At 60.8% G+C, this 10,006-nt stretch carries 8 protein-coding genes; 6 read left to right on the forward strand and 2 right to left on the reverse strand.

Features of this window, described 5'->3' with window-relative positions; genetic code table 11:
- Positions 1-17 precede the first annotated feature (17 nt).
- The 5 genes from G3O01_RS25305 to G3O01_RS25325 all read left to right on the forward strand — a co-directional run bounded on the left by G3O01_RS25305 (position 18) and on the right by G3O01_RS25325 (position 5,195).
- The gene (locus tag G3O01_RS25305) at positions 18-1,349 is read left to right on the forward strand and encodes an NAD(P)/FAD-dependent oxidoreductase (RefSeq protein WP_205809187.1); all 1,332 of its coding nucleotides are present in this window, start codon (positions 18-20) and stop codon (positions 1,347-1,349) included.
- Between the two features lie 46 nt (positions 1,350-1,395).
- A complete protein-coding gene (locus G3O01_RS25310) occupies positions 1,396-1,833 on the forward strand; it encodes a RidA family protein (protein ID WP_205809189.1) in 438 nt (145 codons plus the stop codon).
- A gap of 10 nt (positions 1,834-1,843) precedes the next feature.
- Positions 1,844-2,521 carry a DUF1028 domain-containing protein gene (locus G3O01_RS25315; RefSeq protein ID WP_205809191.1) on the forward strand — a complete coding sequence of 226 codons (678 nt, stop codon included), beginning with the start codon at positions 1,844-1,846 and terminating at the stop codon, positions 2,519-2,521.
- Positions 2,514-3,683: an acetylornithine deacetylase gene (gene argE / locus G3O01_RS25320; protein ID WP_205809193.1), complete on the forward strand. Its 1,170-nt coding sequence runs from the start codon at positions 2,514-2,516 to the stop codon at positions 3,681-3,683. The genes G3O01_RS25315 and argE overlap by 8 nt, the downstream gene beginning before the upstream one ends.
- 93 nt (positions 3,684-3,776) lie before the next feature.
- Positions 3,777-5,195 carry a cytosine permease gene (locus tag G3O01_RS25325; protein ID WP_205809194.1) on the forward strand — a complete coding sequence of 473 codons (1,419 nt, stop codon included), beginning with the start codon at positions 3,777-3,779 and terminating at the stop codon, positions 5,193-5,195.
- 832 nt (positions 5,196-6,027) lie between these two features.
- Here G3O01_RS25325 and G3O01_RS25330 read toward each other — a convergent pair.
- Entirely contained in the window at positions 6,028-7,209 is a 1,182-nt protein-coding gene (locus tag G3O01_RS25330; protein WP_205809196.1) for a branched-chain amino acid ABC transporter substrate-binding protein, read from the reverse strand.
- A 105-nt stretch (positions 7,210-7,314) separates the two neighbouring features.
- Positions 7,315-8,928 carry an L-glutamate gamma-semialdehyde dehydrogenase gene (gene pruA / locus G3O01_RS25335; protein WP_205809198.1) on the reverse strand — a complete coding sequence of 538 codons (1,614 nt, stop codon included), beginning with the start codon at positions 8,926-8,928 and terminating at the stop codon, positions 7,315-7,317.
- 141 nt (positions 8,929-9,069) lie between these two features.
- Here pruA and G3O01_RS25340 point away from each other — a divergent pair, with 141 nt between their 5' ends.
- Complete coding sequence (locus tag G3O01_RS25340; RefSeq protein ID WP_205809200.1) at positions 9,070-9,735, forward strand: GntR family transcriptional regulator; 666 nt, start codon at positions 9,070-9,072, stop codon at positions 9,733-9,735.
- The last annotated feature ends 271 nt before the right edge of the window (positions 9,736-10,006 follow it).

Raw genomic sequence — 10,006 nt, forward strand, 5'->3', positions numbered from 1 at the left:
TTCAGAAGGACTTAGCCATGGCAATGAAAACAACGTCAATCGACACGCTCGTGGTCGGCGCCGGTCAGGCCGGCGTCGCGATGAGCGAACATCTGAGCAAAACCGGCGTGCCGCATATCGTGCTGGAACGCGCGCGCATCGCCGAGCGGTGGCGCACGGGCCGTTGGGATTCGCTCGTTGCCAATGGTCCCGCGTGGCACGACCGTTTCCCCAATCTCGAGTTTGCCGATGTCAATCCTGACGGCTTTGCGTCGAAGGATCAGGTAGCCGAGTACTTCGTCGAGTATGCGAAGAAGTTCGATGCACCGATCCGCACGGGCGTCGAAGTCAGGAAGGTGGTGCGCAATGCGGGCCGCCAGGGTTTCACCGTCGAGACGTCGGACGGCACGTACGAAGCGAACCGTGTGGTCGTTGCGACGGGACCGTTCCAGCGCCCTTTGATCCCCGCCGTGGCGCCGAAATCAGAGCGCCTCACGCAGATTCACTCCGCCGACTATCACAACCCTCAGCAATTACCCGAAGGCGGCGTGCTGGTCGTCGGAGCGGGTTCGTCGGGCGTACAGATCGCGGATGAATTGCAGCGCGCGGGCAGGCAGGTGTATCTGTCGGTTGGACCGCATGATCGTCCGCCGCGCGGATATCGCGGGCGTGACTTCTGCTGGTGGCTTGGCGTGCTCGGCGAATGGGATGCCGAAGTGATGCGCCCCGGCAAGGAACACGTGACGATTGCAGTCAGCGGCGCGCGCGGCGGACACACGGTGGATTTTCGCCGACTTGCGCATCAGGGCGTGACGCTCGTCGGCCTGACGAAAGCGTTCGATGACACGGTCGTCACGTTCGACTCCGATCTCGCGGAAAACATCGCGCGCGGTGACGAAAACTATCTGTCGCTGCTCGATGCAGCGGATGCCTACGCGGCCCGCAATGGTCTCGATCTGCCGGAAGAACCGGAAGCGCGTGTGATTCCCGCAGACCCCGATTGCGTGATCAACCCGATTCTCGAACTCGATCTGGCCAAGGCCGGCGTCACGTCGATCATCTGGGCAACGGGCTATGCCGTCGATTTCGGCTGGCTTCAAGTCGATGCCTTCGACGAGAAGGGCAAACCGAAACATCAACGTGGTGTGTCGAAAGAACCGGGCGTCTATTTCCTCGGGCTTCCGTGGCTGTCGCGGCGCGGCTCTGCATTCATCTGGGGCGTGTGGCACGACGCGAAGCATATTGCCGATCACATTGCTACACAGCGCAAATATCTCGCGTATTACGACGCGCCGGATAGCCACACTGAACAGCCGAAAGTCGACAGCGCGACAGACGTACACAAGGTCAGTGAACTCGATCTGAGCTGAAAACGCGCGCGAACCCATTCCATTTCATTCGTATCAAGGTGCATTGATGAGCCAACCGACGCATACCCGCATCCGCATGTTCAACACGAAGGACACGTATCCGAACCAGACGCTCGACAACGATCTCTGCCAGGCCGTGCGTGCCGGCAATACCGTCTATGTGCGCGGGCAGGTTGGGACCGATTTCGACGGGAAGCTCGTCGGTCTCGGCGATCCGCGCGCGCAGGCCGAGCAGGCGATGAAGAACGTCAAGCAGTTGCTGGAAGAAGCGGGCAGCGACATGTCGCACATCGTCAAGACGACGACCTTTCTGACGGACGTGCGGTATCGCGAACCGGTGTATCAGGAAGTCGGCAAATGGCTCAAGGGTGTGTTCCCGATTTCGACGGGTCTCGTCGTGGTGGCACTCGGACAGCCGACGTGGCTGATGGAAATCGACGTGATTGCCGTCATTCCGGATGGTTGGACGCCGGCTCAGGCCTGAGGAGCGGAGCATGACATTTTCTATCGTCGGACGATGTACTGAAACGGGGCAACTCGGCATTGCAATCAGTTCTTCTAGCATTGCAGTCGGCGCGCGTTGCCCATGGCTGCGCGCGGGCGTAGGTGCAGTGGCGACGCAAAATGTGACGCTGCCCGCGCTCGGTCCGCAGATTCTCGATCTGCTTGAGAACACGTTGCTCGAGCCGTCTGCGGCGCTTGATCGCGCGCTCAGTGCGAACGAGTGGAGCGAGTATCGACAGGTGACGGTGATCGATGCGCGCGGACGCACTGCGTTTTTCAGCGGCAAGGAAGCGTTGGGTACGTATCACGCGGTTGCGGGCGCGCAGTGCGTTGCGGCGGGGAACATGCTTTCGGGCGTTCATGTGATTGAGGCGATGGCGCCTGCATTCGAAAGCACGAAGGGCATGCTTGCCGATCGTCTGCTCGCGGCCATGCATGCGGCTATCGCGGCGGGCGGCGAAGCGGGCCCGGTGCATTCGGCAGCGCTGAAGGTCGTCAGCGATCTGAGCTGGCCGATCGTCGATCTGCGTGTCGATTGGGCTGACGACGATCCTATCGGCAAGCTCGATGGCCTGTGGCAAGCGTACAAGCCGCAAATGCAGGACTACGTGACCCGTGCGCTGAACCCGACAGCTGCGCCGAGCTATGGAGTGCCGGGCGATGAGTGACAGATCGAGCCGCGCGCTGCTCGAACGGCTGATTGCGTTTCCCACCGTGAGCCGCGACTCCAATCTGGAGATGATCGATTTCATTCGCCATTACCTCGGCGATCTGGGCGTTCGAAGTGAACTGTTCTACAACGCAGAGCGCACGAAGGCGAATCTGTTCGCGACGATCGGACCTGGTGTCGATGGCGGCATCGTGTTGTCGGGGCATACGGATGTCGTGCCTGTCGACGGACAACCATGGACAGTCGAGCCGTTCCGTCTGAGCGAGAAAGAAGGGCGTCTGTATGGGCGCGGTACGGCCGACATGAAAGGCTATATCGCATCGGTGCTGGCGGCAGTGCCTGCGTTTGTCGCGCGTGATCTGAAAGTGCCCGTGCATCTCGCGTTCTCGTATGACGAAGAAGTGGGATGTCTCGGCGTGCGGCCGATGCTCGCGGAGCTCGCGAAACGCGCGCACAAGCCCGCGGTTTGCCTGATCGGCGAGCCGACTGAATTGAAGCCGGTGCTCGGTCATAAAGGCAAGCTGGCAATGCGCTGCCAGGTGAAAGGCGCGCCGTGTCATTCTGCGTATGCGCCTTATGGCGTCAACGCGATTCAATATGCGGCGCGTCTGATCAATCATCTGGAAGTGATCGGCGAACAGCTCTCGTTGCCTGAGCATCACGATGAACGATTCGATCCGCCCTATTCGACGGTGCAGACGGGCGTGATCAAAGGTGGCCGCGCACTCAACATCGTGCCCGCCGAATGCGAGTTCGATTTCGAAGTACGTGCGTTGCCGGGCTACGACGCGACGCATGTCGTCAACGAACTGCAGGCTTACGCGCAACAACAACTGCTGCCGAAGATGCGTGCAGTGAATGCCGAGACCGATATACGCCTCGAATCGCTATCGGCGTATCCAGGACTTGCGACATCGCCCGAAAGCGACGCGGCGCAATTGCTCGCATCGTTGTGCGGTTCACGCGAATTCGGCACGGTAGCGTTCGGCACCGAAGGCGGACTCTTCAATCAGGCTGGCATTCCCGCCGTGGTCTGCGGACCGGGCAGCATGGATCAGGGACACAAGCCGGATGAATTCGTGACCATCGAGCAGCTCGAAGGCTGCGACGCGATGTTGTCGCGACTGGCGGATCACCTTTCAATGAAGTCCGGTGCGTGATTCGAATGCACGGACACAAGCAACGCGCGCGCTCGGGCAACGCCTGAGCCGCTGAATATCGCAGCATTGCTGCGCGAGACAGGAGACAGCAACGTGGCGACCACGAATGGCAAAGCTTCGCAATTGATCGAACAACACACGATCGGCTACGTGCCGCCTGAAGACCGGCACGGCAAGGTGCGCGATCTGTTCACGCTGTGGTTCGGCGGCAATATCGCGCCGTTGCCGATCGTGACGGGCGCGCTTGGCGTCCAGCTATTTCATTTGAACCTGTTGTGGGGCATTGTCGCGATCGTCGTGGGGCAGGCGGTAGGTGGCGTGCTGATGGCGCTGCACTCCGCGCAAGGCCCGCAGATGGGCATTCCGCAGATGATCCAGAGCCGCGCGCAATTCGGATCGTGGGGCGCGCTGCTCGTTACGGTGATTGCAGGCGTGATGTATGTGGGCTTCTTCGCTTCGAATATCGTGCTGGCGGGGAAATCGTTGCACGGCATTGAGTCGAGCGTGCCGGTTCCGGTGGGCATTGTGATTGGTGCGCTGGGATCGGGGCTGATTGGCATCATCGGGTATCGCTTCATTCACATCCTGAATCGTATCGGGACGTGGGTGCTGGGCATCGGTATCTTTGTTGGCTTCGGTTATATCCTCACGCATGTATCGACGGCGGACTTTCTGACGCGTGGCGGTTTCAATATTGCTGGATGGCTCGCGACGGTTTCGCTGTCTGCTCTCTGGCAGATCGCATTTGCGCCGTATGTGTCGGACTATTCGCGCTACCTGCCGGAGAACGTCAGTGTCGCGTCGACATTCTGGGCGACCTATCTGGGTTGCACGATTGGCTCGACGCTTGCCTTTGTATTTGGCGCAGTAGCCGTGCTGGCGGTGCCGCCGGGTGTCGATGCAATGGATGCTGTCAAGCTCGCGACAGGGCCGCTTGGTTTGCCGATGCTCGTGCTGTTTCTGCTTAGCGTGATTAGCCATAACGCGCTGAATCTTTATGGGGCGGTGCTTGCGACGATTACTTCAGTGCAGACTTTTGCGTATCGCTGGATTCCCACTGCCAAGACGCGTGCAGTGTTCTCGGTCGTCATTCTGGCAGCTTGCTGCTACGCGGCGATTGGTGCATCGACGAACTTCGTGGGCAATCTGGTTGATCTCGTGCTTGCGCTGCTCGTTGTGCTCGTGCCGTGGACGGCTATCAATCTGATCGATTTTTATGTCATCCATAAAGGGAAGTACGATATCGAGTCGATCTTTCACGCTGACGGCGGGGTCTATGGACGCTTTAATCCGCAAGCGCTGATTGCTTACGCTGTCGGGATTGCGGTGCAGATTCCGTTCATGAATACGCCGATGTATGCCGGTCCTGTGCCCAGCTATCTGGATGGGGCGGATCTTTCATGGGTGATCGGGCTTTTGCTGACTTCGCCCCTCTACTATTGGCTGGCGACGCGGAATTCGATGTATCGGCGGCGGTTGAATGCGGGGTTGAGGGCGACTGGGGTTCAATGAGGTTTGGTTTGGTTTGGTTTTGTCTTGTCTTGCGACGATAGTGTGGTTTGCTTTTGTTGTCGCTGGCGTCCGCGGTTTGTTTTGCCTGCTTCATGCGTCGCCCCTGTGCGGGGCGGCACTTACTTTCTTTGCCGCCGCAAAGAAAGTAAGCAAAGAAAGCGGGCTAACACCGCCCGTTCTTGACCACTGCCTGAGGGCCCCCAACGGTTCCTCTCCTTCACATGGCAACTTCTCAGTCACCGCCCGTTGCCAGTGCTTTGAACTGGCGCCTCACCCACTTCAAGCACCCGTAGCACAGTGAACGGTAGCGATTGGTTACGGCCGCCCAGGTGGCAAACTGTGTGTAGGTCGTAGTGCTTCACACCTCAGCGCCCCTACGACACCGATCGTGTTTTTCAGTCCGGAGTGAAGCGCGTACGGCGCGAAAGCCGACACACAGTTTGCCGCTATAGAACGGGAGCGATTTGATCGCGTATGTGGTGACGCGGGAGTGTGAAGCGGGTGAGGCGCTCAATAAGAGCGTTGGCAACGGGCGTCGAGAAGAGCGGCGCCGCATGAAGGAGAGGACCCGTCGGGGGCCCTCAGGCGGAAACAAGAACTAGCGGTGTTCAGCGGCTTTCTTTTGCCTACTTTTCTTTGCCGCGGCAAAGAAAAGTAGGTGCTGCCCCGCACAGGGGCGACGCTTGAAGGAGGCAAAACAAAACGCGGATGCCAGCAAAAGCGACAACAAAACCAAACCACACCAGCGTCGCAAGACAAGCCAAACCAACTGCCGCCCCGCCAAAGGGGCAACGCGAGACCAAACCAAAAACCGCCCGCGCTGCGCAAGCGCTTACCTGGTTCCAACAGTCTGCAACGGCACCCACTTCCCATTAACGACCTTATAAACAGTCACCCCGCCATACTTCAGATCACCATACTGGTCATAAGCAAGTTCATTCGTCGTCACGCCTTTCGCATTAGTCGCCTTCAACGCACTCAGATATTGCTTCGGATCGGTCGAATCCGCCTTCTTCATCGCAGCAAACACAGCCATCGCGCCGTCATACGCATACGGCGAATACAACTCGACATCCTTGTTGAAGCGCTTCTTGTATCGCTCGACATACGACTTGCCGCCAGGCATCTGTTCAAGCGGACTGCCACCCGACGACGCCAGCGCACCTTCCGCCGAAGCACCCGCAATCTTCAGCAGTTCATCCGAATGAATCATGTCCGGTCCGATCAAGGTCGCCTTCATCGCGAGCGAGCGCATCTGCTTGAGCATCGGCGCGGCTTGCGTATCGGCGCCGCCGTAGAAGATCGCATCGGCATCCGATGACTTGATGTGCGTGAGGATCGAGCGGAAATCGACCGCCTTGTCGTTGGTGAATTCCTGCGTGACGATGGTTGCGCCCGCAGCCTTGGCAGCCTTCGCGAATTCTTCGGCAACGCCCTGGCCGTAAGCAGTGCGGTCATCGACGATCGCGATCTTGCGCAGCTTCAGATCCTTCACCACGTAGGCGCCGAGCACGCTGCCTTGCTGTGAGTCGGAGGTGACGAGGCGGAATGTGGTCGGCAGATTCTGGCGCGTGAAGGCGGGCGCCGTCGCCGTCGCGAGTTCAGGAATGCCCGCGCGTGCGTAGATCGGTGCAGCGGGAATGCTGGTGCCCGAGTTGAAGTGTCCGAGCACGGCGACCACGCCGTCATCGACGAGCTTTTGTGCGACCGTCGTGCCCTGACGCGGGTCGGCCTGGTCGTCGGCGGCGTCGAGCACGAACTTGACAGGTTTCCCGCCGATCACAGGATTCGTCGCGTTGACGTCTTCGATCGCAAGCTGCACGCCGCTGCGGAAGTCCGCGCCATAGTGCGCCTGGCCGCCCGTCAGCGGCGCGGCGAAACCGATCTTCACTTCCTGCGCGTCCTGCGCGAGCGCCGAGGCGCCCCACAGTGCGAGTGCGGCCGCGCCGATGGCAAGTGCGCTGCGGCGGGGGTTAAGGCGTGTGCGGCTGACTGCGTCGATGCGTTGGGACATCTGGTCTTTCTCCTCACGTTTTAATAGGCGCAGGACGGTCCGCGCCGCGCGCGTATCGCGCGGCGTTCGTCCCGCAAGGGGTGCTACGGTTGAAGTCGTCTGGCGCTAGGCCATATGCGCGTAGCGGTAGCGGGTGGGCGGCACCCACGTTTCCTTGACGGTGCGCGGCGACACCCAGCGCAGCAGGTTCAGCGCGGAGCCCGCCTTGTCGTTCGTGCCGCTGCGACGCGCACCGCCAAACGGCTGCTGGCCGACGACGGCGCCCGTCGGCTTGTCGTTCACATAGAAGTTGCCCGCCGCGAAGCGCAGCGCGCGGCTGGCCTCGACGATGGCTGCGCGGTCCTGTGCGAACACGGCGCCCGTCAACGCATACGGACTCGTTTCATCGACGAGTTTCAGCACGTCGGCCCATGCTTCGTCGCGATACACATAGACGGACAGCACGGGTCCGAAGATTTCTTCGCGCATCGTCACGTAGTGCGGATCGTCGACCTGAATCACGGTAGGCTCGATGAAATAGCCGATGCGATCGTCGCAACGGCCGCCTGCGATCACGTGTGCATCGTTCGAGTCGAGCGCGCGGCCAATGTGTCCCGCGATGCGGTCGAATGCGTTGCGGTCGATCACCGCGCCCATGAAGGTGGAAAAGTCGCTCACGTCGCCCATCGCGATGCTCGCAATCTGGTCGAGCAACTGTTCCTTGACGGCAGGCCACAGCGACGCAGGGATATAGGCACGCGACGCCGCACTGCACTTTTGCCCTTGATACTCGAACGCGCCGCGCAACAGCGCGGTGGCGAGCGCAGGGACATCTGCCGACGGATGCGCGAGCACGAAGTCCTTGCCGCCTGTTTCCCCGACCAGCCGCGGATAGTTGCGATACGTGGCGAGCCGCTCCGACGCCGCGCGCCACAGGCCGTCGAACACACCCGTCGAGCCGGTGAAGTGCAGGCCCGCGAACTGATCCGACGCGAGCACAACGGAAGACACCGTCGATGCATCGCCCGGCAGGAAGTTGATCACGCCTGGCGGCAGACCGGCTTCCTCCAGCAATTGCAGCACGTAGTAGTTGCTGAGTGCGGCCGTCGCCGCCGGCTTCCAGAGCACGCTATTGCCCATCAGCGCGGGCGCGCACGCGAGGTTGCCGCCGATTGCCGTGAAGTTGAACGGCGTCACTGCATAGACGAAGCCTTCGAGCGGCCGGTAGTCGAGCGCATTGCGCACACCGTCCGGCGAAACGGGCTGCATCTCCTGCACGCTGCGCGCAAACGCGACGTTCCAGCGCAGGAAGTCGATCAACTCGCATGCCGAGTCGATTTCCGCCTGATACACGGTCTTGCTCTGGCCGAGCATGGTCGCGGCGTTCAGCTTCGCGCGCCATGGGCCGCTCAGGAGATCGGCGGCCTTCAGGAACACAGCGGCGCGGTCTTCGAACGACCAGTGCGCCCAGTCGCGCTGCGCATCCGACGCGGCACGGATCGCGGCGGCGACGTCGTCCGCGCTGGCCTGATGCACCTGCGCCAGCACCCGCCGATGCTCGTGCGGGCTGACGAGCGGCCGCGCCTGACCGCCCTCGATGCGCCTGCCGCCGGCGACGACAGGCACGTGTACAGACTGAGCCGACTGCTCCGCGAGCGCGGCGGCAAGCGCCGCCCGTTCTGGCGAGTCGGGCGAATAGGCTAATATCGGTTCATTTTTCGGCGCTGCGACGACTGCCATGCTGACCTCTGGTTAAGATAAAACGTATACCTAGCGACCCAGATTGGATCCAATTTATAAATATTGGATCCAATCCTAGCAGCCCACAATTCTGACGACAACCTTTTTCGTCGGCCGGCGCGCGACCGGCCTTTTTGACTTATGACCACAGAGCAGGCCAAGGCGGACACGCGTTCGCTGCCCCAGACCATCCGCGACCAGTTGCGCGACGACATCCTGCGCGGCGTGTTGCCGCCCGGCGCGCAGTTGCGCCAGGAGAACCTTGCCGAGCGGTTCGGCGCGAGCCGGATTCCCGTGCGAGAGGCATTGCGGCAACTGGAGGCGGAGGGTCTCGTCAGCTATCAGGTGAATCGCGGCGCGGTAGTGATTGCGATGTCGACCACGGAGATCTGCGAGTTGCTCGACATTCGCGCTGCGCTGGAGACGTACGCGGCGAAGCTCGCGGTGCCGAACATGGTCGCTGCGGATATCGACGCGATGAAGCGCATCCTTGCTTCGTATGACGATGCGACGTCACCCGCCGAGTGGGCGGAATGCAACCGGCAGTTCCATCTTGCGCTGTGCGCGCCGGCGAATAATGCGCGGTTGCGGAAGATGATCGAGGAGTACTGTTTGAGTACGACGAACCGGTATCCGCATCTGAGGATGTCGCTTGATACGGAGAAGGGCGATGTGCAGCGCGATCACTATGAGATTGTGGATGCGTGCAAGCGGCGTGATGTCGAGGAGGTTGTTGCTCTGATCGAGCGGCATATTCTCGATACCAAGCGGGAGGTGATGGCCGCTGCGCGGCATGCAGGGGGGTAAAGGTTCGGTTTTTGGTTTGTCTGCGCGATGCTGGAGTGGTCTGCTCTCGTTGTCGCTGGCATCCGCGTTTTGTCTTGCCTGCTTCAAGCGTCGCCCCTGTGCGGGGCGGCACCTACTTTTCTTTGCCGCGGCAAAGAAAAGTAGGGGCGGTCTCAAGATGCAAGCGCAACACTTCCGGTTAGGATATGTTGCATGGGAAAGAACTATAAACAGCTGAGCGCCGAAGAGCGCGGTGTGATCTTTGCAATGAAGTTTGAGGACAAGAGCACAC

It is taken from the genome of Burkholderia sp. Ac-20365 (assembly GCF_017104715.1).
Taxonomy (GTDB): domain Bacteria; phylum Pseudomonadota; class Gammaproteobacteria; order Burkholderiales; family Burkholderiaceae; genus Paraburkholderia.

Bases quoted from the DNA above. Each gene is read 5' to 3' on its own strand.
- G3O01_RS25305 (WP_205809187.1), top strand. From the start codon at position 18: ATGGCAATGAAAACAACGTCAATCGACACGCTCGTGGTCGGCGCCGGT.
- G3O01_RS25310 (WP_205809189.1), top strand. From the start codon at position 1,396: ATGAGCCAACCGACGCATACCCGCATCCGCATGTTCAACACGAAGGAC.
- G3O01_RS25315 (WP_205809191.1), top strand. From the start codon at position 1,844: ATGACATTTTCTATCGTCGGACGATGTACTGAAACGGGGCAACTCGGC.
- argE (WP_205809193.1), top strand. From the start codon at position 2,514: ATGAGTGACAGATCGAGCCGCGCGCTGCTCGAACGGCTGATTGCGTTT.
- G3O01_RS25330 (WP_205809196.1), bottom strand. From the start codon at position 7,209: ATGTCCCAACGCATCGACGCAGTCAGCCGCACACGCCTTAACCCCCGC.
- pruA (WP_205809198.1), bottom strand. From the start codon at position 8,928: ATGGCAGTCGTCGCAGCGCCGAAAAATGAACCGATATTAGCCTATTCG.
- G3O01_RS25340 (WP_205809200.1), top strand. From the start codon at position 9,070: ATGACCACAGAGCAGGCCAAGGCGGACACGCGTTCGCTGCCCCAGACC.